The organism is Azospira inquinata (assembly GCF_018905915.1).
Classification (GTDB): domain Bacteria; phylum Pseudomonadota; class Gammaproteobacteria; order Burkholderiales; family Rhodocyclaceae; genus Azospira; species Azospira inquinata.
The window spans coordinates 203,455-222,706 of record NZ_CP064782.1 but is presented as its reverse complement, the minus strand read 5'-3'; the positions used below and the strand labels follow the sequence as shown (position 1 = coordinate 222,706).

Below are 19,252 nucleotides of genomic sequence, written 5' to 3'. Positions count from 1 at the left end.
TCCGGAGCGGAAATATTTCGCACCAACCGGGCCGGACCCCGGCGCCAATGGCATAATCCCCGCCAGGCGCCCCAACCGCGTTGCAGGGTCGGCCTCCGCTTGCGGCGGAGTGCTTCCCGGGGACGGCCCGCCGACCCATTTCCACAAGAAGGGAGTTTCCCATGCAGGTTCAAACCTATCTTTTCGGCACCATCGAGGTGAATCCGGAAACCATCATCACCTTTCCCGACGGTTTCACCGGTTTTGAGGACTGCAAGCGTTTCAAGCTCATTCACGAACAACTGGAAGGGGAGCCGGTGAGCTATACCCTCCAGTCCGTAGACCGTTATGACGTGGCCTTCCAGATCATGGACCCGGCCACCCTGGGCTTTCATTACGAACTGGAAGTGACCGAACCGGAAATGGCCAAGCTCCAGGTCAAATCCCCGGAAGAAGTAGCCGTGATGGTCATGCTCTTCAAGCGGGCCAATGCCCAGGGAAACGGGGACAGCGGTCTGCGGGCCAGCTTCCGGGCGCCCCTGCTGATTAACCCGGTGGCCCGTCTGGGCCTGCAAAAGGTGATCCGGGCCGTGCAGCCCAAGGTGACCTTGACCAATCTGAGCAGCGCCGTCTAAGGAGGCTGAGCCCCTTCCCGGTAAGCACCGGGGCCGGGCAAACCGGCCTTGTACCTGGGCCCGGATGAATCTTGGGGCCCGTAAAAAAAGCCGCCTGAGCTTAATGCTTCGGCGGCTTTTTTGTGGCTGGGTGCGGGTGGAGATTCGGGGCGAATGGGTGGGCAGGAAGCCGGTTGGCGGTGGGTCTAGCGGGGCTTCTGGGTTGGGCTGGGCTATCCCCTCCATTTTTCCGGCGAGGACGCCGGGCATTCGGGCCAGGGAGCCGATCCTCCCGCGAGGAGGCTCAAAGTCCGGTCAGAAGTCTTAACGTCCGCTCGGCCTCCCCCGCAGGAAAGGGCGTCCGGGCTACCCGTTTTCCTAACGGCGCCCGCCGCTGGGGCTTCTGGCTAGACCAAGGGCTGCAAGTTTTCCCGGTAACGCCGGGCGTTTTCTTCGTAGTGACGGGCGCTTTTCGCCAGCTTGGCGATTTCTTCCTCCGTCAGTTCTCGCACCACCTTGGCGGGGGAGCCCATGATCAGCACCCCGTCCGGATAGACCTTGCCCTCGGGCACCAGACTGCGGGCGCCCACCAGGCTATGGGCGCCGATTACCGCCCGGTTCAGGATGACGCTGCCGATGCCGATCAGGGCACCGTCCCCCACGGTACAGCCGTGGAGCATGACCAGATGGCCCACGGTCACGTCCCGGCCCAGGGTCAGGGGCACCCCCAGGTCCGTGTGGAGCACGGAGCCGTCCTGGATATTGGTTCCGGCGCCGATGGTGATGGGATCGTTGTCTCCCCGCAACACCGCATTCCACCACACGGAGGCCCCGTCCCCCAGGCGCACGTCGCCGATCACCGTGGCGTTGGGGGCAACCCAGACTTGGTTGCCCGTTTGGGGCGTTTTGTCTCCGAGGCGGAAGAGGGACGAGGACATGGGGACTCCAGCAAAAGAGGGGTGGGTCCGGGGGCGGTCAACCCGCCGGAACGGCCCCGGTTGAGGGATCGCCATGTTAGCAAAGCTTTGGGGTTTTGCCCCGAGGGGGATAGGCTCCGGCGCTGTGCCGGTCAGGGAGGCGGTCTGCCACCCTTGGGGAGGACCGGGTTGGCTGCTTTTTCCCTGGTGGGGAAATGGCGGCAGGAAAAGGGAAGGGAGGTAGGGCCTGCTTGCCCAGGCGCTCCTAGAACCAGGCTTCCACCTTGCTGCGGCTGGGAACCCCTCCGGCGTGGACCACCTGTCCGTCAATGAGCACCGCCGGGGTAGTCATGACCCCGTAGGCCATGATGGCGGCCAGGTCCTCCACCTTTTCTAGGGCAATGGGGATGGCTTTCTCCCGGGCCACGGTGGTGATCAGTTCCACCGTATTCCGGCAGTTCGCACAGCCCGTGCCCAACACTTTGATGTCTTTCATGGTGAATCCTCCGGGTTACAGCAACCAGTTGAAGAGATAGCCCACCAGCAGTATTCCCCCGGCGACCACCCCGGCGAAGGTGGCGATCAGCCGGGGTTTGAGGGCTTTTCTCAGGATGATCATTTCCGGGGCGGAGAGGGCGATAACGCTCATCATGAAGGCCAGCACCGTTCCCAGGGCCGCCCCCTTGCCGATCAGGGCTTCCACGATGGGAATGATCCCGGCGGCGTTGGTGTACATGGGTACTCCCAATACCACGGCGGCGGGTACGGCCCACCAGACCTCCCGGCCCATGAAGGAAGCCATAAAGTCCTCGGGCACATAGCCGTGGATGCCCGCTCCCAGAGCGATCCCCGCCAGGATATAGGGCCACACCTTGCCCACAATATTGCGGATGTGTTCCACCCCCTGGGCGAAGCGTTCCGGCCAGCCCTGGGCTTCTCCCTGGTAGTCTGGCGCCTGCCGGTTTTGCAACTGGCGGACCCAGTCTTCCAGCTGGTTTTCCATGCCCAGGCGGCCGATGATCAGGCCGGACACAATGGCGACCGCCAGTCCCAGACCCAGATAGAGGGCCGCCACCTTCCAGCCGAACATACCGAATAGGAGGGCCAGGGCTACCTCATTCACCATGGGGGCGGAGATGAGGAAGGAAAAGGTGACCCCCAGGGGCACCCCGGCGGAGAGAAAGCCGATGAACAGGGGAACGGCGGAACAGGAACAGAAGGGGGTCACTATGCCCAGGGCGGCGGCCAGCATATTGCCCAGCCCCATGCGCCTGCCGGACAGCAGGGCCCGGGTACGTTCCGGGGCGAAAAAAGTTTGGATCACCCCCATGACAAAGACTACGGCAACGAGCAACAGCAGCACCTTGGGGGTGTCGTAGCAAAAGAAGTGTAGGGCTTCCCCCAGGCGGGTCTGGCGGGTCAGGCCCAGCAGGGCTAATACCCCATCGGCCCAGGAGGTAAGGCTGGCATAGGCGGCCACCCAGGCCAGGGTGGCGGCGCCCAGGCGTATCAGCCAGGGCGTCAGGCGGGGAGCGGGGGCGGTGCTCATAGGGGGGACCGGGAGGAGGGGGCTTCGTACCAGCCCCGGCTGGCGGTGACTACCCGGACCACCAGGAGCATGACCGGAACTTCGATCAGGACCCCTACCACGGTGGCCAGGGCGGCCCCGGACTGGAAGCCGAAGAGGCTGATGGCGGTGGCCACAGCCAGTTCAAAGAAATTAGAGGCGCCGATTAGGGCCGACGGGCAGGCCACATTATGGCTTTCCCCCAGCTGCCGGTTCAGGCCGTAAGCCAGGGCGGCGTTGAACAGCACCTGGATCAGGATGGGCACGGCCAGCAGGGCGATGACCAGGGGCTGATCCAGAAGGGCCTGGCCCTGGAAAGCAAACAGCAGCACCAGGGTGGCTAGAAGGGCGGCCATGGACCAGGGGCCGGTTTTTTCCATGGTCACTTCCAGGGCGTCGGGGCCCCGGCCCAGCAGTCGGTGGCGCCAGGCCTGGGCCAGTATGACGGGGATCAGGATATAGAGTCCCACCGAAGTCAGCAGGGTGTCCCAGGGCACCTGGATGGCGGACATGCCCAGGAGCAGGGCCACCAGGGGGGCGAAGGCAAAGATCATGATGCTGTTGTTCACCGCCACCTGGGACAGGGTGAACAGGGGGTCGCCCCCGGACAGGCGGCTCCAGACAAAAACCATGGCGGTGCAGGGGGCCGCCGCCAGGAGAATGAGGCCGGCGATGTAGCTATCCACCTGGGCCGCGGGCAGCAGGGGGGCGAACAGGTGGCGCAGGAACAGCCAGCCCAGAAAGGCCATGGAAAAGGGCTTCACCAGCCAATTTACCAACAGGGTCACGGCGATGCCCCGCCAGTGGCGCCCCACCTGATGCAGGGCACTGAAATCCACCTTGACCAGCATGGGGATGATCATGATCCAGATGAGCAGGCCCACGGGCAGATTGACCCGGGCCACCTCTAGGCTACCAATGGCTTGGAACAGGCCCGGGGCCAGGCGTCCCAGGCCGATACCCGCCAGAATGCAGAGGGCTACCCAGGCGCTGAGATAACGCTCGAATCCCCCCATGGGGGCAGTGGATGCCCCTTTGCCGGGGGCCGGGCAGGGATTGGGATGGGTCATGGGGCCTCCTCTAAGCCCAGGGCCTGGACCACGGCGGGCACCAGCCGGGTCCGGATATCCTTTTCCAGGGCCACAAAGGCGGCCAGGGGCTGGCCGTGGGGGTCCGGGAAACTGAGGTGCAGGCGGGGTACGGGCCGGGGGAATACCGGGCAGCTTTCCCGGGCGTTATCGCAGACGGTGACCACCAGATCAATGGCTTCCCCCAGCACCGCTTCCACGGGCTTGGGAACCAGGCCTTCCCCGGGGACGCCCGCCCGGGCCAGGGCGGTGAGGGCCAGGGGCGCCACCTGGGGCTGGGGTCGGGTGCCCGCCGATAGGGCTCGCACCCGGCCTGCCAGGACCTGGTTAAGAATGGCTTCCCCCATCTGGGAACGGCAGGAATTCCCGGTGCAGAGCACCAGCACGGTTTTTGGCTCATTCATGGTTCGCCTCCTGGGGCGTGTCTTTCAGCCCGGCCCGGCGTTTTTCCGTGGTATCGCAACAATGGGTCTGGGGCAGGCAGTTCTGTCCCTGGCAACAGTTGCTGGTAAGGAAGGAGATCAGGTCATCCATCACCGGATAGTTGGCGGAATAGTGGATAAAGCGGCTGGAGCGCTCCCCGGAAATCAGCCCCACCCGGCTCAAATGGGCCAGATGAAAGGAGAGGGTGGCGGGGACCATCCCCAATTCCTCCCCAATGGCGCTGGCGTTGATGCCCCCTGGCCCGGCCTGGACCAGGAGACGGAAAATGGCCAGCCGGGATTCGTGTCCCAGGGCAGCCAAGAGCTCGGCGGCGTTTAAGGTTTCCATATTTCGAAGATTATCGAAATATGGAAGGAAGAACAAGAGGCAATCCCGGCCTGGGTTCAGCGGACCTGCTGCCAGGGCCTGGGTCCGAAAGAGTGGCCGTCTAGCCCAGGCTGCCACCCCCGGCGACGTCATCAACGCCATTTCGGTGGGCCTGGAGACAGCCTCTGAGCCCGGGAGATAGCCTGGAAAGGGGGATAGGGCGGAGTGCTGCGTTGGCAGGGTGAGTTGGGAAAGGGCAGGTAAGCTCCCGAGTTGGGATTACCCCTTCGTTTTCCCCTTTTACCGCTTTCCTCCGCGGGGAAGACCGGCTGGTTTCCCTATTCCTCCGCCCTAATTCCTGCTACCTCAACCCGCCCTTCCCGTTCACTAAACACCACCTGCACCTTCATCCCCGGTTTTAACCCTTGCAGCTGGGCCGGGTCTTTGACGGGGAAGTACATGGTCATGGCGCTCATGTGGAGGCTGGGGACGGGGGCGTGGGTGAGCATGACCCGGGCTTTGGCAATATCCACTTTGCGGATCAGGGCGGGGATGGCGGGGGCTTCGGATTCTGCGGGGACGGTGCCCTGACCTGCGATGGGGATGGGGCTCATGCCCATGGGGGCAGCGGAATGGTCCATGGACATTTCCTGAGCCTGGAGGGCGGTGAAAGGAAGGAGGACCAGGGGGATGAGCAGAATTTTGGGGAACATGGGAATTTCCTGAAAAAAATTAAAAAATGGTTTCGTTGCCGGAAGCAAAGCCGCCAGATTTAGAACCAGAAACGCAGACCGGCGACCCAGCGGGTTTCCTGGCGGGGATTACCCTCCGCTTCCGCCAGATTGGCGCTGCGGCCCCACCGGGTAGCCCGTTCCACCCCCAGGTAGGGGGCAAACTGGCGGGTGAATTCGTAGCGCAGGCGCAGGCCCCAGGTACTGTCTGTCACTCCCCGGCCCACTTCCCGGGCCGGGTCGTCCTTGCCGTAGGCATTCAATTCCAGCCGGGGCTGGAGGATCAGGCGCCGGGTCAGGAGCAGGTCGTATTCCGCTGCCGCCCGTAGGGCGCTGCGGCCGTCGCTGCCCAGGTAAAGGGTGGCTTCCACGTCGAACCAGTAGGGGGCCAGCCCCTGGAGGCCCAGGGCCAGCCAGGTCCGGTTCTGGTGGCCGCCGCTGTCATAGCGCAGGCCACTTTGCACGTCCCAATAGGGGGCCAGGGCGTGGCTCCACAGCACCTCGCTGCGGGCTTCCTGGAAGCGGCCCCGGGCGTGTTCTCCTTCCGCCTTCAGCACTAGCCGGTCAAAGTCCTGGCCAAACCAGGCCTGGGCGTCGTAGGCGTTGGCGTTGCCGTTTTTGGTGGAGACATGTTCCAGCCGGTCCAGGTGCAGGGCGGCGAAACTGGCTTCATCCGCCAGTTTCAAGGGGGGAAGACCGGGCAGACGGTAGGGGCCGGCGTCCCGGGTATAGCCGTCGCTGTAGGCGTGGGGGTCCCGGGCGTCCGCCGGTGGGGGACCGCCCTGGGCGTCGTCCATTTCAGCATCCATGTCCATGGACATCATGGGGTCTTCGCTGGCAGCCGCAGTGGCTGCGCTGGTTATGGCCGCTGGGGGCGCTATCTGGGGCGCCGCCTGAGCCGGGGCGCCGGAGAGCAGGGGCAGCAGCACCCCGAGCAGCAGGGGGATGCATCCGGTGGAAGGCAGGCTTCGGTGCCGGGGTGCGTCCGGAAAAAGACGGGGGCAAGTGGGGCGGGAGGGGAACAAAACGGCCATGGCAAAGGCTTTCAGTGGCATGGGGAAAAGGGGGCGGGAGCTGGCGCAAGGGTTGGGGGGCCGGGGCTTCAGGCCACCACCACTTCCCGGAACATGCCCGCCGCCATGTGGAGCATCAGGTGGCAATGCCAGACCCAGCGCCCCAGGTTTTCCGCTGTAATGCGCAGGGCCACCTGCTGGGCGGGCTGGACCGGCACGGTGTGGCGGCGCACCAGGAAGTGGCCTGCCGGGTCTTCCACATCGCTCCACATGCCGTGGAGGTGCATGGGGTGGGTCATCATGGTGTCGTTGTGAAACACCACCCGGAGCCGTTCCCCGGGGCGGAAGTGAATGGGGGTGGATGGGCCGAAGGGGAGGCCGTCCAGGGACCAGGTGTAGCGCTCCATGTTGCCCGTGAGGTGGAGTTCCAGTTCCCGATCCGGCTCCCGGGGGTCCGGGTCCCCGCCCCGGGTGTGCTGGTCCGCCAGGGTCAGCACCCGGCGGCCGTTGTGGCGCAGGCCCACCCCCGGGTCGTCCAGGTTGATGCGGGGCACATCCACCCGCATGTCCGTGCCCGGGCCGTATTCCGTTTGGGCGTGGTGTACCGCCCGGGGCGTTCCCTGGCCGCCCATCATGGCTCCCATCATGTCGTCCATGTTCAGCCATTGGGGCGGGTCCAGGGCCGGAATGGGGGCTTCCAGACCGTCCTGCACCGCCAGGGTGGCCCGGGCGTAGCCGCTCCGGTCCATGGCCTGGGCGAAGACCGTGTAGGCCTCGTCCCGGGGCGTCACCAGGGCGTCGTAGGTTTCCCCCGGGCCCAGGCGAAATTCCTCCACGGTCACCGGCTCCAGGTCCGTGCCGTCGGCCTGGACCAGGGTCAGGGCTAGACCGGGGATGCGCACATCGTAAAAGGTATGGGCGGCCCCGTTGATGAAGCGCAGGCGCACCCGCTCTCCCGGGCGGAAGAGGCCGGTCCAGTTGCCCGCTGGGGGCTGGCCGTTGATCAGGTAAGTCAGGGTATCCGCCGAAAGATCGGCCAGATCCGTGGGATTCATGCGCATGCGCTGCCACATGCGGCGCTTGGTTAGGGCCTGCTGCCAGCCCAGCCGGGCCACGTCCCGGAAAAAGTCCGGGGCCGTGGGCCGCAGCCGGTTGTAGTAATCGCTCAGGACCTTGAGCTTGGCAAAGACGGCCATGGGGTCTTCGTCGGTCCAATCCCCCAGGTGGAGGATATGTTCCCGATCCGCCCCCAGGCCTTCGGGAATGGCGGGTTCAATGATAATGGCCCCGTAAAGACCGGTGAGTTCCTGCATACCGGAATGGGAGTGGTACCAGAAGGTGCCCTTCTGGCGCACCTGAAAACGGTAGGTGAAGGTGGCGCCCGGGGCGATGCCGGCGAAGCTCACCCCGGGTACCCCATCCATCTCGTAGGGCAGCAAAATGCCGTGCCAGTGAATGGAGGTGGCCTCCGCCAGCCGGTTGGTGACGTGAATCGTGACCGTTTCCCCCTCCTTCCACACCAGGGTGGGGCCGGGAAAACTGCCATTGAGCGTGGTGGCCAGGCCCGGGCGGCCGGTGAAATTGACCCGGGTCTGGGCGATGACCAGATGGAATTCCCGGCCCCGTAACACGGGGGCGGTGCCCAGGCCCGCCGGGGGTACCGCTTCGGTGACCGCTGGGCCCATGCCCGGGGAGGCCAGGGCGCGGGTCCCCAGGCCCAGCAACAGGCTGCCCGCCCCCAATCCTTGGACAAAGCGGCGGCGGTCGGGACGGCGGGGGGAGGATGGCAGGGAAGACATGGGGCCCATTCCGGCAAAGACAATGGACCCATGATGGGAGGAAGCGCCTGTTAGCCGGGTGACCGGAGCATTACATTTCTGTCATCTGGGCGTCGGGGCTGGCGGGGGGTGGGGGTGAGTGATGGGGAAGGGCCTCTTGGCGAATAGGATGAATCTGGCGCCTGGACCTCACGGCCTCCCTTTCTAGGCCCCTTTGGTGGATGAGAGGGGGGGCGCAGATCGGCGGCCCCTGGCGATCTCAAAGGCATTGGGACAGGCCGGGGCTGAAGCCAAATTTCCCCGGGATCGTTCCGGAAAACCGCCCTGACCGGGCCCCAACACCGGTTTCAGCCTTCCTCCGAAGGGGCGGGAAAATGGAGGGTGAAACAGGTGTCCCCCGGCACCGACGTCACCGTGGCCTCCCCTCCGTGGGCGGCCATGATGGCCCGGGTGATGGCCAGCCCCAGGCCCGTGCCTTCCCCCCTGGCCTGCCGGGCCGGGTCGGCCCGGTAAAAGCGGTCAAAGAGCCGGGGCAGGTGTTCCGGGGCAATGGGGGCGCCGCTGTTATGTACGGCCAGGCTTAAGCCCCCCTGGGGCGCGTTTTCCAGAATCACCGTCACCTGGCCTTTCGCCGGGGTGTGGTGCAGGGCGTTGGAGACCAGATTGGCTACCGCCCGGCGCAGCATGAGCCGGTCCCCGCTCACCGTGCCCTGGCCCGTCACGGTCAGGGCTATGCCCCCGTCTTCCGCCAGCACCTCGTAGTAGGCGCACAGGCTGCGCACCTCCGACCCCAAATCCACCCGTTCCCGGTGGGGCAGGGCCGGGGGCGGGTCGGCCTGGGCCAGGAAAAGCATGTCGCTGATGATGGGGCCCAGCCGTTCCAGTTCCTCCGCGTTGGAGGCCAGAATGTCCCGGTATTCCGCCGCCGTGCGGGCCTTGGAAAGGGTCACCTGGGTCTGGGTGAGCAGGTTGCTCACCGGGGTGCGCAGCTCATGGGCCAGATCGGCGGAAAAATCGGACAGGCGGCGGAAGGCGTTTTCCAGCCGTTCCAGCATGGCGTTGAGACTGGCGGCCAGGGCTTCCAATTCCGGGGGCACGTCGTTGAGATCGATGCGCCGGTCCAGGCGGCTGGGGGTGATGGCGGCGGTCTTGCGGCGGATTTCCCGCAGGGGCGCCAGGCCCCGGCCCACGGCGGCCCAGCCCGCCAGGCCCATGACCAGGGCCGCCGCTACCACAAAGAACCAGAGGCGGCGCTGAAAGGCGGCCATAAAGTGGTCGTGGTGCCGGGTGTCCAGGGCCAGGGCCAGGGTATAGGGGTGTCCCTCCGGCCCAGGGACCGTGCTGGCAAAGCCCCGGAAAGCCACGCCCTGCCCGGTGTGCCAGAGGCGGGGCGTGGGGGCGGCGGCCTCGGCCACCGGATGGGCCAGCAGTTCCGGGGGAAATTCCCCCGCCGGGCCGTAGGCGTAGAAAGGGCGCCCGTCCGGGCCCCAGAGGGCCAGACTCAGGCCGTGGTGGCCCACCAGGGCGCCGTCCAGGCGCTCCGCCAGATGGGACGGGGCTTCCCGGGCCAGGGCCTGGCGCACCAGTTCCCGTTTGCCCGTGAGCTGTTCCATGTCCTGTTCCACAAAGTGGGCTTCCACCGCCCGGCCGATGAAGAGTCCCAGGAGCAGGAGCACGGTGGTGGAGGCGGCGGCGAACAGCAGGGTGAGGCGCAGGGTGAGGGAGGGGCGGGCCCCGGGCTTAAGATGGGACATCCGGACCTTCCTCCCCCTCCGGGTCCAGCACATAGCCCATGCCCCGCACGGTGCGGATGAGCTTGCGGGGGAAATCCTCATCCACCTTGGCCCGCAGGCGGCGGATGGCCACATCGATCACATTGGTGTCGCTGTCGAAATTCATGTCCCACACCTGGGAGGCAATGAGGGAGCGGGGCAGCACCTCCCCCTGGCGCCGCAGGAGCAGTTCCAGAAGGGCGAATTCCTTGCCTGTCAGCTCCAGGCGACGGCCGGCCCGGGTCACCCGGCGGCGCAGCAGATCCATGTCCAGATCGGCGGCGGCGAGCCGGTCGATGTCCTGACGGGGCCCGCCCCGGCGCAACAGGCTGCGTACCCGGGCCAGCAGTTCGGCAAAGGCAAAGGGCTTGACCAGATAGTCGTCCGCCCCCAGCTCCAGGCCCTTCACCCTATCCTCGATCTGGTCCCGGGCGCTCAAGAAAAGCACGGGCACCTCCGGTTTCACCCGGCGCACCGCCTGCAATATTTCCCAGCCGTTCCGGCCCGGCAGCATCACATCCAGGACCATGAGGTCGTAGGGTTCTTCCAGGCCCAGGGTCAGGCCCGTATCCCCGTCCCGGGCCAGATCCACGGCAAAGCCCGCTTCTTCCAGCCCCTGCCGCAGATAGTCTCCGGTTTTGGGTTCGTCTTCCACCACCAGGATTTTCACCGCCCGTTCTCCCTTGGTTGCGCCAGCTCCTATTGTGGCGGAAAGGGCGGCCCGGGGGGATTACAAGGCTGTAATCCGGGGCTGGCCTGGTTTGGCCACCCGGACCACCCGTCCCCGAATCGCCCCGGCGGGCCACATTTGCTTACAAGTCTTGGCAAAACCTTACATGTTCCCTGTCCCGCCGGAGCCGGGGCGGGCCGTTAAGGGAAGAGGGCCGCCCTGGGGCGGCCGTGGCGGCGCCGGGATTTGGAATCCTACCCAGGCCGCCGAGAGCACGAAGCGCCCCCCGGGGCGAATAAGGAGACGGATGATGAAAAGAATGACATGGCGGGCCCTGGCCCTTTGTCTGGCCTGCTCCGCCGCAGGCGGAACGGCCTGGGCTGGCGCCTGGGATTTACAGGTGCGCTCCGGCCCGGTGGTGGTGGATCTGGGAACGCCCCCGCCGCCAGCCCGGGTGGAAGTGGTGCCGGCGCCCCGCTACGGCTATGTGTGGGCGCCCGGCTACTGGGCCTGGGACGGTTACCGCTACTTCTGGGTGGCCGGGCGCTGGATGGGGGAACGGCCCGGCTATGTCTACGCGCCGGGCCGCTGGGAGCCCCGGGGCCCCCATTGGCATTACGTGCCCGAACATTGGGAGGTACGGGCTCGCCGGTCGCCCCCACCGCCGGAATGGCATCACGGGGATCGGCATTGGGACGGGGATCGGCCCGGCTGGCACGGCCCCCGTTAGGCCCGGCCCATGAAAAAGCCCGGAGGGCCGCTGCTGGCGGCTCTCCGGGCTTGGGCGGAAATGGGGATGAAACGCGGGGCGGAGAAAGGCTTAGCGCCGGGGGCGCAGCTGCTCCATCTGGGCTTTTTCCTGCTCCCGACAGCTACGCAGGGCTTCCGGATTGGCCGCGCTCTGGACGCAATTCACCGTGCCTTGCAGGGCCTGAATGCGGGCCTGGAGGTGTTGCAGCATTTCCTGTTTGTGCTGGGCGAAATTGGGGCCCGCCGGGGGCGGCCCGGGGGGCGCCGGTGGGGTCTGGGCCAGGGCAGGCAGGCTGAAGGCGGCGGCCAGGGCCGCGCCACCGAGCAGTTTGGCGAACGCTTGCATGGAACATCCTCCGGTGAGGGCTAGGGAAAAATTCAGGCTAACCGGATTAGCTGACCGGCTTATGACGGGGCGGGGGCTCGGGAAGTTAGAGGCTGCTTCAGACAGTTCAGGCGGAACAGGCGGAACAGGCGGAACAGGCGGAATCAGCGGCAGAAGCGGCAGAAGCGGCAGAGGCGGCAGAGGCGGCAGAAGCGGGCGCCCCTGGGGGGCGGAGCTCTGGTAGGGCACTACCCCGGCCCCCAAAAAACATCCTGTCAGCCAAGAAAGACGGACTTCTTCCTTTTGGCCCCCGGGAGAAGCCCACAGGTCGGGCCTCTTCCCAAGGGCTGGCTGGGGAGGGCCGTCAGTTGGTCCGGACAGCCAGGGCGGCCAGCATGTCTTTCAGGTAGGTCCAGCAGGCGTCCACCGTGGCGATTTCCACCCGCTCCCCGGGGGCGTGGGCGCCCCGGATGGTGGGGCCGAAGGAAATCATGTCCAGGTCCGGATATTTGGCGCCGATGATGCCGCATTCCAGGCCCGCGTGGATCACCTGAACCTGGGCCGGGGCACCGAAGCGCTTGGCATAGACCCCCTGGGCCAGGGCCAGGAGGGGGGAGGCGGCGTTGGGCTGCCAGGCGGCGTAGCCGTCGGCGATGGTGGCCTGGGCCCCGGCCAGGCGGAAGAGCCCGGCGATTTCCCCGGCCAGGGCCCGGCTGCCCGAATCCCGCAGGGAGCGGACCATGAAATTGGCGCTGAATTCCCCCTCCCGCAGGGCCAGGACTCCCAGATTATTGGAGGTTTCCACCACCCCGGGCAGTTGCTGGCTCCAGCGCCGCACGCCGTGGGGCGCGGCCCCCAGGGCGGCCAGGAGCCCTTGCCGGGCGGTGTTTTCCAGGATGCGTTGGGGCAGGTCCACCGCTTCCAGGGTGAGGGTCAGCCCCCCATCCACCCCCGCCAGTTCTTCCCGGAACAGGGCCTGGTAGCGGGCCAGGGCGTCTTGCAGGTGGGCCGCCCGGTCGGCGCCAGCCAGCACCACCCGGGCCCGGGCTTCCCGGGGCAGGGCGTTGCGGGCGGCACCGCCGATGAGGACGGCCAGGCCCAGGTCGGCCCATTCCGGGGTTTGGGTCAATTCGGCCAGGAGGCGCACCAGGAGCTTGATGGCGTTGCCCCGTTCCTTGTGGATGTCGATGCCCGAATGGCCCCCCACCAGCCCGGCCAGGGTAATGCGGTAGGCCTGTTCACCGGGGGCCGGGGCCCGGGTGGCCAGGGTCTGGCTCACATTCACATCCACCCCACCGGCGCAGCCCAGGTAGAGCTGTCCCCATTCTTCCGTGTCGATATTGAGCAGGTAACGGCCTTCCAGGCGGCCCGGGGCCAGGCCCAGGGCGCCGCCCATGCCCGCTTCCTCATCCACGGTGAACAGGGCTTCCAGGGGGCCGTGATCCAGGTCATCCGCCCCCAGGGCGGCCAGGGCCAGAGCCACCCCCAGGCCGTTGTCCGCCCCCAGGGTGGTGTGCCGGGCCAGGAGCCAGCCTTCTTCCACCTCCGCCTGAATCGGGTCCCGATGAAAGTCGTGGCCGCCCTCCCCATTCTGCTGGCAGACCATGTCCAGGTGGCCTTGCAGTACCACCCCCGGCGCTTTTTCCCGGCCCGGGGCGGCGGCTTTGCGCAGAATCAGGTTGCCCACCGGGTCAATTTCTACCGTTAGCCCCCGGGCCCGACCCCAATCCGCCAGCCGATCCCGAATGGCGGCTTCGTGTTTGGAGGGGCGGGGGGTATCGCACAGTGTCTGGAAATGGGCCCAGACGGAGCGGGGCTCCAGGGTATTAAAAGGGGCGTGGACCAGGGGGGTGGAATCTTTAGCGTTCATGGCAACGGGCCCGGGGCGGCGCCATAATGGCGCCTTTGCCCACCGGGCATGAAATTGAAGAAAGCCATGACCATATCAGATATCCAGGACCTCACCCAAAGGCTGCGCCGCTTCCGGGACGAACGGGACTGGGCCCAATTCCACACCCTGCGCCACCTGATCGTGTCCTTGAACCTGGAAGCGGGGGAGCTTTTAGAACTCACCCAATGGAAAAGCGACGCCGAAGTGGCGGCCCTGCCCCTGGACCCCACCAGCCGGGAAGCCCTGGCCGACGAATGCGCCGATGTATTGCTTTATTTGCTGCTGGTGGCGGACAAAGCCAGCCTGGATTTAAAGCAGGCGGCTTTGGCCAAATTGGAGAAAAACGCCAAGAAATACCCGGTGGCGTTGTGCAAGGGGAGCCGGGCCAAGTATACGGAGTTGAAGGGGAAGTAATTCGGCAACGGGTTCAGGGGCTTTTGTTTTATCAGGATCATTACTGAGGCATAAAATGCTGCTTGGATGCTGAAGGGGCCGAATGAGGATTGAGCGGTCCTCTGGCAATTTCACCCAAGCTAATTCCGACTTAATGAAAGTGGGGAGTTTATGTCGTCTTCCATGATGATTTTGGTGGTGTTACTGGTGGCTGTTCTGGCTTTTGCTTCTGGAGCGAAGACCAAGGGAGAGAAGGGCGAGAGTCAAAAAGGAGAGGGGCGATATGTCCCCAAAGGAATTCTGACCGCCAATGAACAGGAATTCTTCAACCGGCTGAAAACTGCCCTGCCGTTCCAAGTATTTCCCCAGGTGGCGATGGGAGCCCTGATGGAACCCGTGGGTGACCGGAAAGGCAAGGAGTTCTGGTCGGCCCGGGGCTCCATTGCTCAGAAAATCGTGGATTTTGTGGTGGTGGATGACCAATTCAAAGTGCTGGCCCTGGTGGAATTGGATGACCGCACCCATTCCCAAACCAAGGACGCCAAGCGGGATGAGCTGACGGCCCAGGCGGGTTACCGGACCCTGCGCTATTCCTCCAAGGCCAAGCCCTCCATGGAACAACTGCGCCAGGACTTTGGCGTGGCGGCGCCCCAGGCATCCGCCGCTTGAGCGGAGGGGAGGACAAGAGGTTTTGCCCCCAGGGCGGGGATGGAGCAGGGCGCCAATCGAGAGCCTACGGATGGGGCAGGGCAGACATTACTCTCCGTCATTTTTCTGCAACATCCATTCCAGACAATAGCCGGGCTTAGCCCGATAGCACTGGAACACGGGCAGCTCCTCACTTAACCCGCACTGCAAAGGACTTTCCGCGATGAAGAACGCTCTTCCCATGGCCGCCCTGTTGGCTGCCCTTGGCTTTTCCGCCGTTCCCTTTACCGCTTCCGCCCAGGCCCAGACCGCTGATGGGGCCACCAGCGACGAAGCCCTGGTGTCTTCCGTGAAAACGGCCCTGGCGGCGCACCCGGAATTCAAGGCGGATGGCCTGAAAATCACCAGCAAAAACGCGGAAGTGACCCTCTCCGGTCTGGTGGAAGACGGTCCCACCCTCTACAAAATCGCCCTGGAAGTGCAGAAAGTGCCTGGGGTGAAATATGTCATGAACGACATGACCCCCAAGCACGACTGAGTTTTTCGTCACTGGGATAAAAGGCCGGGGTTTCCCGGCCTTTTTTTGTTTGGGGAAGCGGCAGGCTTTGGGGGCGCTGGGAAGGCCTTGCCTTGGGGCTTTTCTGCCCGGGTGGGGGGTATTCCCTCTCTTTTTTTTCACCCACAGGGGGATAAGGGACTTCCGATTCCTTTCCCCGGGCAAGGCTACCTCTGGCCGCCATGGGCCGATTCCCGGTAGCCCGATCAATCCTTGTTCCAAAGGGAAAATACCCGGCCTACAAGGCGGTGGTTTTTCATGGCACAGGCGGGGGATTCAAGACCAGGGCGGCGAATTTCTGGGCCAAAGGGGTAGGGGACTGGGGGAGAACCAGGGCGCTGGTCGTATGGCCCTCCCCATCCCTCAGGGGCACATAGGCCACCCCGGGAGGGGCCAGGGTTTTCATCGCCTCCGGGACTATCGCCACCCCGTAGCCTGCCGCAACCAGGTTGAGCATGGAGGTCTTGCGGGAAATGACTTTGGCCAGCTTGGGCACAAAGCCCTGGCTCAGACACAGGTCGGTGACGCGCCGGGCCAGGCCGCCCCGTTCCCGATGGACCGCCGAGACAAAGGGCTCCAGGGCCAGATCGGCGAGGGGCAGGTCTTTTCGCCCGGCAAACCGGTGCCCGGCGGGCAGGGCACACCACAGCCGCTCCCGGGGCAATTCCACTAGTTTGACCCGGGGATCCTGGCCCAGTACGGGGAGGCGGATGAGGCCCATATCCGCTTTTCCCTCTCCCACTTCTCCCAACTGGCTTTCTGAAGCCATGCGGTCCAGTTCAATGCGGGCCTGGGGCGATGTGGCCAGAAAGCGCTCCATGGCGGGCAGGAGGCTGGTGGCGGGGGTGGAGCTGGAGTGGAGCAGGCGCAGCACGCCCCCTTCTCCCCGGGCCAACTGTCCCCCTTCTTCTGCCGCCATGGCCAGCATGTCCTGGATTGGGCGAATCCTTTCCCGGTACACCGCACCCGCCGGGGTCAGGCGAACCCCCCGGGGCAAACGTTCCAAAAGGGGAAAGCCCAGCTCCCCTTCCAGCTGGGCCACCAGACGGCTCAACGCGGGTTGGGCCACAAACAGGGCGGCGGCCGCTTGGGTAAAGCCCCCCTGGTCAGCCACGGCGAGGAAATAGCGAATTTGCTTGAGACTAGGCATATGAATTCGGTATGGGTAGTGGCTATAAATGATATTGGTGTTATAGCGGCTGGGTCGTGAAAATGAAATCTCTATCCCGCCAAATTCCCAACAAATTTCGGCTTATGCACCTATTGATCTCTTTTTCCTCTTTTACGGACCATCCCTGGCCCTTGCTTTTTGCCCTGGGCGCGGTGGTATTGGCCTATGGGGTATTTACCCTGGTGGGCTTCGGTTCGGCCCTTATGGCTGGGGGCCCCTTGGCCATGGTGATGCCGGTGGCCCGGGTGATTCCGACCCTGGCGTTGCTGGACTTCGGAGGGGCTGCCGTCCGGGGATGGCGGGCCCATCGGGAAGTGGCCTGGGGCGAGTTTTTTCGCCTGTTACCCGGCATGCTGGCCGGGCAGCTGCTGGGTGTCCTGGTGCTGGTCAGATTGCCGGCCAGGGTCATGGCGGTGATTTTGGGGCTGTTCATTGTGGCCCAGGGTCTGGGAGGCCTGGCGGGAAGAAAAGGGGCGGGCTTCCTGTTTCCCTGGCCCTGGGCCCAGGGACTGTTGGGGGGCGTGCTTGGGGGACTGTTTGGCAGTGGTGGCTTTATTTACGCCGCCTACCTGGAGCGCCGCTTGGCCAGCCGCAGTGCCTTTCGGGGGACCCAGGCCCTGCTTATCGCCCTTTCCACCGCCTGGCGCCTCGTCCTGTGCTGGGGCGCCGGGTTGGTGGATAGGAATCTCCTCCTCACCGCCGTGGCCCTTTTCCCTGCCCTGGCCCTGGGGGTCTATGCCGGTCACCACCTGGATTTGCACCTGAAGCGGGAACAACTGGTGGGGCTCCTCAATGGGCTCCTGATCGCCAGCGGGGCGGGGCTGATGTTGCGTTATCTCGGGTGAAACAGCCGGGACCCCCTGAGTTTCTGGTTTCTGACTGATAGAAAAGCAAAGGCCGGGAAACCTCGGCCTTTTCTTTGGCAGAACCGGTTCAGACGGTGAACTGGGACCGGACTTTTTCCGCGAATAGGGTGAGGGCCCGGCGGTTGGCTTCCGGATCGGCGGAGGCGGGCTTCAGGATCAGGTGGTGGGGCCCCAGGGCTTCCACCAGGGCCTGGACCCGGTCCTGGCATTCCGCCACGTCACCGATGATGGAATTGGCCAGAATGCGCTCTTCCAGCAGGGCGTCGGCACCCACGCCGAAAGGGGTGGGTGCCCCCGGGCCGCCCGCTGCCTGGGCCTGCTTGAGCACCGCCCCCATGTTGCGGGCGAAATCCTTGACGAAGGGCACCGCCTCCCGGATGGCGGTCTGCCGGTCCGGGTGACAGAAAAAGAAGCGGGACAGCACATAGGGTCGGGGCTCGGTGCCTGCCGTGGCCAGGGCCTGCCGGTACTGGGCCAGAATGCCCTGGAGCTTTTCCAGGGGGGCGGGGGCCGGGCCCATGAGGCCGTAGCCCCGGCGGGCGGCCAGGGTGATGCTTTCTTCGCTGACACTGGCCAGCCATAGGGGAATAGCTTTCTGGGTGGGGCGGGGATAAATGGTGACCTGGTCCAGGTTCCAGCCCCCTGACTGGTGACTGACCCCGGTTTCGGTGAGCAGCCGCTCCAGGAGGGGCAGTGCTTCCAGGGTGCGGGCCCGGCTTTCTTCCTGGGGTACATGAAAATTCTGGAACTGGGCGGGAAAGGGGCCCCCCTTGGCCACCCCCAGCAGCAGGCGGCCGTTGGAGAGGGAGTCCACCGTGGCAGCCTCTTCCGCCACCTGTACCAGATTGTGCATGGGCAGGAGTACGGCGGCGGAACCCAGGCGAATGCTGCGGGTGACTCCGGCCAGATGGGCCAGGAGGGGAAAGATAGCGGCGCTGACGCTGAAGGGATTGAAGTGGTGTTCCGTAATCCAGGCCTCGCTGTAACCCAGGGTTTCGGCGTGGCGCACGTTTTCCACGCTTTCCGCCAGGGCCCGGGCGGGGGACCAGGCGTTTTGGGCGGGGTTTTCAAAATTGGCGAAAAGGCCGAATTGCATGGCGGGAGCGGTCATGGAAATAGTCCTGGCAAGGAGAAAATTAGGGGGCTTTGGGGGCTTCTGGGGCGGGGCGCAGATAGGGGGAAACCCCCGGGGTGCCCCGGAACACGGCGTGGCAGGCGATGCAGCTTTTGAGAATGTCTCCGTAACGCTGGGAGGCCTGGACCAGATTTCCTTTTTCCCCATCCTTTGCCAGCCGTTCCGCTTCCCCGAACACCCCGTCCAAAAAGGCGGGCAGGGCCTGGAAATTGGCGGCGGTAATGCGTTCCGGGCCGATATAGGGGAACAGGTAGCCCACCGGGGCCGGGTGATCCACTAGACGCCGGGCGTTGCGGGCGGCCAGGGGGCCGTTGTCCATGGCCAGGGCGGCGCCGATGGCCTGGTAATCGGCCAGCATCTGCACCATGACCTGGCGCAGGGTAAAGCGCTGATCCTCCGGGCCGGGGGGCCGGCCGCCGCTCATGGTGCGTACCATGCGGGCCAGCATGGGGGGCGGCAGGGCGAGCAGCCGGGCCTGGACCTCCGGGGTGAAGCGGGCGATGAAAGCCGCCTGGGCCGGGTCGGGGGCCGAGGGGGTCTGGGCCAGCCCCAGATTGGCGGCCAGCAACAAGGCGGCTCCCAGGGCGAGGCGGCGGGAAAGAAAAGGGCGGGGGACGGAGGGGAGGGGCGACATGGGC

At 65.4% G+C, this 19,252-nt stretch carries 22 protein-coding genes; 6 read left to right on the top strand and 16 right to left on the bottom strand.

All coding sequences use genetic code 11. The features are described from left to right. Nucleotides 1-161 precede the first annotated feature (161 nt). Nucleotides 162-614: a flagellar assembly protein FliW gene (gene fliW, locus Azoinq_RS00980; RefSeq protein WP_216127794.1), complete on the top strand. Its 453-nt coding sequence runs from the start codon at nucleotides 162-164 to the stop codon at nucleotides 612-614. 386 nt (nucleotides 615-1,000) lie between these two features. Here fliW and Azoinq_RS00975 read toward each other — a convergent pair whose 3' ends face one another. The 11 genes from Azoinq_RS00975 to Azoinq_RS00925 form a co-directional block, all read right to left on the bottom strand. Then, the gene (locus Azoinq_RS00975) at nucleotides 1,001-1,531 is read right to left on the bottom strand and encodes a gamma carbonic anhydrase family protein (RefSeq protein WP_216127796.1); all 531 of its coding nucleotides are present in this window, start codon (nucleotides 1,529-1,531) and stop codon (nucleotides 1,001-1,003) included. Between the two features lie 244 nt (nucleotides 1,532-1,775). Next, the gene (locus tag Azoinq_RS00970; RefSeq protein WP_216127798.1) at nucleotides 1,776-2,006 is read right to left on the bottom strand and encodes a thioredoxin family protein; all 231 of its coding nucleotides are present in this window, start codon (nucleotides 2,004-2,006) and stop codon (nucleotides 1,776-1,778) included. 15 nt (nucleotides 2,007-2,021) lie between these two features. Then, nucleotides 2,022-3,059 (bottom strand): permease, encoded by a 1,038-nt coding sequence (locus tag Azoinq_RS00965; protein WP_216127800.1) that lies wholly within the window; start codon nucleotides 3,057-3,059, stop codon nucleotides 2,022-2,024. Then, nucleotides 3,056-4,147 carry an ACR3 family arsenite efflux transporter gene (arsB, locus tag Azoinq_RS00960; protein ID WP_216127802.1) on the bottom strand — a complete coding sequence of 364 codons (1,092 nt, stop codon included), beginning with the start codon at nucleotides 4,145-4,147 and terminating at the stop codon, nucleotides 3,056-3,058. The genes Azoinq_RS00965 and arsB overlap by 4 nt, the downstream gene beginning before the upstream one ends. Further along, nucleotides 4,144-4,569 (bottom strand): arsenate reductase ArsC, encoded by a 426-nt coding sequence (locus Azoinq_RS00955; protein WP_216127803.1) that lies wholly within the window; start codon nucleotides 4,567-4,569, stop codon nucleotides 4,144-4,146. The genes arsB and Azoinq_RS00955 overlap by 4 nt, the downstream gene beginning before the upstream one ends. Continuing rightward, nucleotides 4,562-4,936 carry an ArsR/SmtB family transcription factor gene (locus tag Azoinq_RS00950; RefSeq protein WP_216127807.1) on the bottom strand — a complete coding sequence of 125 codons (375 nt, stop codon included), beginning with the start codon at nucleotides 4,934-4,936 and terminating at the stop codon, nucleotides 4,562-4,564. Before Azoinq_RS00950 ends, Azoinq_RS00955 begins: the two co-directional genes overlap by 8 nt. A gap of 317 nt (nucleotides 4,937-5,253) precedes the next feature. Next, a complete protein-coding gene (locus Azoinq_RS00945; RefSeq protein ID WP_216127809.1) occupies nucleotides 5,254-5,628 on the bottom strand; it encodes a copper-binding protein in 375 nt (124 codons plus the stop codon). A 59-nt stretch (nucleotides 5,629-5,687) separates the two neighbouring features. Next, the gene (locus Azoinq_RS00940; RefSeq protein WP_216127811.1) at nucleotides 5,688-6,680 is read right to left on the bottom strand and encodes a copper resistance protein B; all 993 of its coding nucleotides are present in this window, start codon (nucleotides 6,678-6,680) and stop codon (nucleotides 5,688-5,690) included. A gap of 68 nt (nucleotides 6,681-6,748) precedes the next feature. Next, nucleotides 6,749-8,458 carry a copper resistance system multicopper oxidase gene (locus tag Azoinq_RS00935; RefSeq protein WP_232368522.1) on the bottom strand — a complete coding sequence of 570 codons (1,710 nt, stop codon included), beginning with the start codon at nucleotides 8,456-8,458 and terminating at the stop codon, nucleotides 6,749-6,751. A gap of 326 nt (nucleotides 8,459-8,784) precedes the next feature. Further along, a complete protein-coding gene (locus Azoinq_RS00930) occupies nucleotides 8,785-10,191 on the bottom strand; it encodes a heavy metal sensor histidine kinase (RefSeq protein ID WP_216127815.1) in 1,407 nt (468 codons plus the stop codon). Then, nucleotides 10,178-10,879 carry a heavy metal response regulator transcription factor gene (locus Azoinq_RS00925; protein WP_216127816.1) on the bottom strand — a complete coding sequence of 234 codons (702 nt, stop codon included), beginning with the start codon at nucleotides 10,877-10,879 and terminating at the stop codon, nucleotides 10,178-10,180. The genes Azoinq_RS00930 and Azoinq_RS00925 overlap by 14 nt, the downstream gene beginning before the upstream one ends. A gap of 310 nt (nucleotides 10,880-11,189) precedes the next feature. Here Azoinq_RS00925 and Azoinq_RS00920 point away from each other — a divergent pair, with 310 nt between their 5' ends. Next, the gene (locus Azoinq_RS00920) at nucleotides 11,190-11,609 is read left to right on the top strand and encodes a YXWGXW repeat-containing protein (protein ID WP_216127820.1); all 420 of its coding nucleotides are present in this window, start codon (nucleotides 11,190-11,192) and stop codon (nucleotides 11,607-11,609) included. Nucleotides 11,610-11,699: 90 nt separating this feature from the next. Here Azoinq_RS00920 and Azoinq_RS00915 read toward each other — a convergent pair whose 3' ends face one another. Together Azoinq_RS00915 and Azoinq_RS00910 are read right to left on the bottom strand one after the other, a co-directional pair. Continuing rightward, nucleotides 11,700-11,975 (bottom strand): hypothetical protein, encoded by a 276-nt coding sequence (locus Azoinq_RS00915; protein ID WP_216127822.1) that lies wholly within the window; start codon nucleotides 11,973-11,975, stop codon nucleotides 11,700-11,702. Nucleotides 11,976-12,318: 343 nt separating this feature from the next. Continuing rightward, on the bottom strand, nucleotides 12,319-13,824 hold the full coding sequence (locus tag Azoinq_RS00910; RefSeq protein WP_216127824.1) for an aminoacyl-histidine dipeptidase: 1,506 nt from the start codon (nucleotides 13,822-13,824) through the stop codon (nucleotides 12,319-12,321). Between the two features lie 66 nt (nucleotides 13,825-13,890). Between Azoinq_RS00910 and Azoinq_RS00905 the strand changes: the two genes are divergently transcribed. The 3 genes from Azoinq_RS00905 to Azoinq_RS00895 all read left to right on the top strand — a co-directional run bounded on the left by Azoinq_RS00905 (nucleotide 13,891) and on the right by Azoinq_RS00895 (nucleotide 15,424). Then, on the top strand, nucleotides 13,891-14,259 hold the full coding sequence (locus Azoinq_RS00905; RefSeq protein ID WP_232368521.1) for a nucleotide pyrophosphohydrolase: 369 nt from the start codon (nucleotides 13,891-13,893) through the stop codon (nucleotides 14,257-14,259). 162 nt (nucleotides 14,260-14,421) lie between these two features. Then, complete coding sequence (locus Azoinq_RS00900) at nucleotides 14,422-14,907, top strand: DUF2726 domain-containing protein (RefSeq protein ID WP_216178439.1); 486 nt, start codon at nucleotides 14,422-14,424, stop codon at nucleotides 14,905-14,907. A 202-nt stretch (nucleotides 14,908-15,109) separates the two neighbouring features. Continuing rightward, the gene (locus tag Azoinq_RS00895) at nucleotides 15,110-15,424 is read left to right on the top strand and encodes a BON domain-containing protein (RefSeq protein ID WP_216127830.1); all 315 of its coding nucleotides are present in this window, start codon (nucleotides 15,110-15,112) and stop codon (nucleotides 15,422-15,424) included. 274 nt (nucleotides 15,425-15,698) lie between these two features. On the opposite strand, the gene Azoinq_RS00890 is transcribed toward Azoinq_RS00895, so the two are convergent. Beyond that, the gene (locus Azoinq_RS00890; RefSeq protein WP_216127832.1) at nucleotides 15,699-16,592 is read right to left on the bottom strand and encodes a LysR family transcriptional regulator; all 894 of its coding nucleotides are present in this window, start codon (nucleotides 16,590-16,592) and stop codon (nucleotides 15,699-15,701) included. A gap of 104 nt (nucleotides 16,593-16,696) precedes the next feature. Between Azoinq_RS00890 and Azoinq_RS00885 the strand changes: the two genes are divergently transcribed. Continuing rightward, on the top strand, nucleotides 16,697-17,458 hold the full coding sequence (locus tag Azoinq_RS00885) for a sulfite exporter TauE/SafE family protein (RefSeq protein ID WP_216127834.1): 762 nt from the start codon (nucleotides 16,697-16,699) through the stop codon (nucleotides 17,456-17,458). Nucleotides 17,459-17,546: 88 nt separating this feature from the next. Here the strand turns inward: Azoinq_RS00885 and Azoinq_RS00880 are convergent, their stop codons facing one another. Both Azoinq_RS00880 and Azoinq_RS00875 read right to left on the bottom strand, forming a co-directional pair. Next, nucleotides 17,547-18,590, bottom strand: a complete 1,044-nt coding sequence (locus Azoinq_RS00880; RefSeq protein WP_216127836.1) for an LLM class flavin-dependent oxidoreductase — start codon at nucleotides 18,588-18,590, stop codon at nucleotides 17,547-17,549. A gap of 25 nt (nucleotides 18,591-18,615) precedes the next feature. Next, complete coding sequence (locus tag Azoinq_RS00875; RefSeq protein ID WP_216127837.1) at nucleotides 18,616-19,248, bottom strand: hypothetical protein; 633 nt, start codon at nucleotides 19,246-19,248, stop codon at nucleotides 18,616-18,618. Between the last annotated feature and the right edge of the window lie 4 nt (nucleotides 19,249-19,252).

What these genes read in the sequence shown, in the direction of transcription:
- fliW (WP_216127794.1), top strand. Translation starts at nt 162, where the DNA reads ATGCAGGTTCAAACCTATCTTTTCGGCACCATCGAGGTGAATCCGGAA.
- Azoinq_RS00975 (WP_216127796.1), bottom strand. Translation starts at nt 1,531, where the DNA reads ATGTCCTCGTCCCTCTTCCGCCTCGGAGACAAAACGCCCCAAACGGGC.
- Azoinq_RS00970 (WP_216127798.1), bottom strand. Translation starts at nt 2,006, where the DNA reads ATGAAAGACATCAAAGTGTTGGGCACGGGCTGTGCGAACTGCCGGAAT.
- Azoinq_RS00965 (WP_216127800.1), bottom strand. Translation starts at nt 3,059, where the DNA reads ATGAGCACCGCCCCCGCTCCCCGCCTGACGCCCTGGCTGATACGCCTG.
- arsB (WP_216127802.1), bottom strand. Translation starts at nt 4,147, where the DNA reads ATGACCCATCCCAATCCCTGCCCGGCCCCCGGCAAAGGGGCATCCACT.
- Azoinq_RS00955 (WP_216127803.1), bottom strand. Translation starts at nt 4,569, where the DNA reads ATGAATGAGCCAAAAACCGTGCTGGTGCTCTGCACCGGGAATTCCTGC.
- Azoinq_RS00950 (WP_216127807.1), bottom strand. Translation starts at nt 4,936, where the DNA reads ATGGAAACCTTAAACGCCGCCGAGCTCTTGGCTGCCCTGGGACACGAA.
- Azoinq_RS00945 (WP_216127809.1), bottom strand. Translation starts at nt 5,628, where the DNA reads ATGTTCCCCAAAATTCTGCTCATCCCCCTGGTCCTCCTTCCTTTCACC.
- Azoinq_RS00940 (WP_216127811.1), bottom strand. Translation starts at nt 6,680, where the DNA reads ATGGCCGTTTTGTTCCCCTCCCGCCCCACTTGCCCCCGTCTTTTTCCG.
- Azoinq_RS00935 (WP_232368522.1), bottom strand. Translation starts at nt 8,458, where the DNA reads ATGTCTTCCCTGCCATCCTCCCCCCGCCGTCCCGACCGCCGCCGCTTT.
- Azoinq_RS00930 (WP_216127815.1), bottom strand. Translation starts at nt 10,191, where the DNA reads ATGTCCCATCTTAAGCCCGGGGCCCGCCCCTCCCTCACCCTGCGCCTC.
- Azoinq_RS00920 (WP_216127820.1), top strand. Translation starts at nt 11,190, where the DNA reads ATGAAAAGAATGACATGGCGGGCCCTGGCCCTTTGTCTGGCCTGCTCC.
- Azoinq_RS00915 (WP_216127822.1), bottom strand. Translation starts at nt 11,975, where the DNA reads ATGCAAGCGTTCGCCAAACTGCTCGGTGGCGCGGCCCTGGCCGCCGCC.
- Azoinq_RS00910 (WP_216127824.1), bottom strand. Translation starts at nt 13,824, where the DNA reads ATGAACGCTAAAGATTCCACCCCCCTGGTCCACGCCCCTTTTAATACC.
- Azoinq_RS00905 (WP_232368521.1), top strand. Translation starts at nt 13,891, where the DNA reads ATGACCATATCAGATATCCAGGACCTCACCCAAAGGCTGCGCCGCTTC.
- Azoinq_RS00900 (WP_216178439.1), top strand. Translation starts at nt 14,422, where the DNA reads ATGATGATTTTGGTGGTGTTACTGGTGGCTGTTCTGGCTTTTGCTTCT.
- Azoinq_RS00895 (WP_216127830.1), top strand. Translation starts at nt 15,110, where the DNA reads ATGAAGAACGCTCTTCCCATGGCCGCCCTGTTGGCTGCCCTTGGCTTT.
- Azoinq_RS00890 (WP_216127832.1), bottom strand. Translation starts at nt 16,592, where the DNA reads ATGCCTAGTCTCAAGCAAATTCGCTATTTCCTCGCCGTGGCTGACCAG.
- Azoinq_RS00885 (WP_216127834.1), top strand. Translation starts at nt 16,697, where the DNA reads ATGCACCTATTGATCTCTTTTTCCTCTTTTACGGACCATCCCTGGCCC.
- Azoinq_RS00880 (WP_216127836.1), bottom strand. Translation starts at nt 18,590, where the DNA reads ATGACCGCTCCCGCCATGCAATTCGGCCTTTTCGCCAATTTTGAAAAC.
- Azoinq_RS00875 (WP_216127837.1), bottom strand. Translation starts at nt 19,248, where the DNA reads ATGTCGCCCCTCCCCTCCGTCCCCCGCCCTTTTCTTTCCCGCCGCCTC.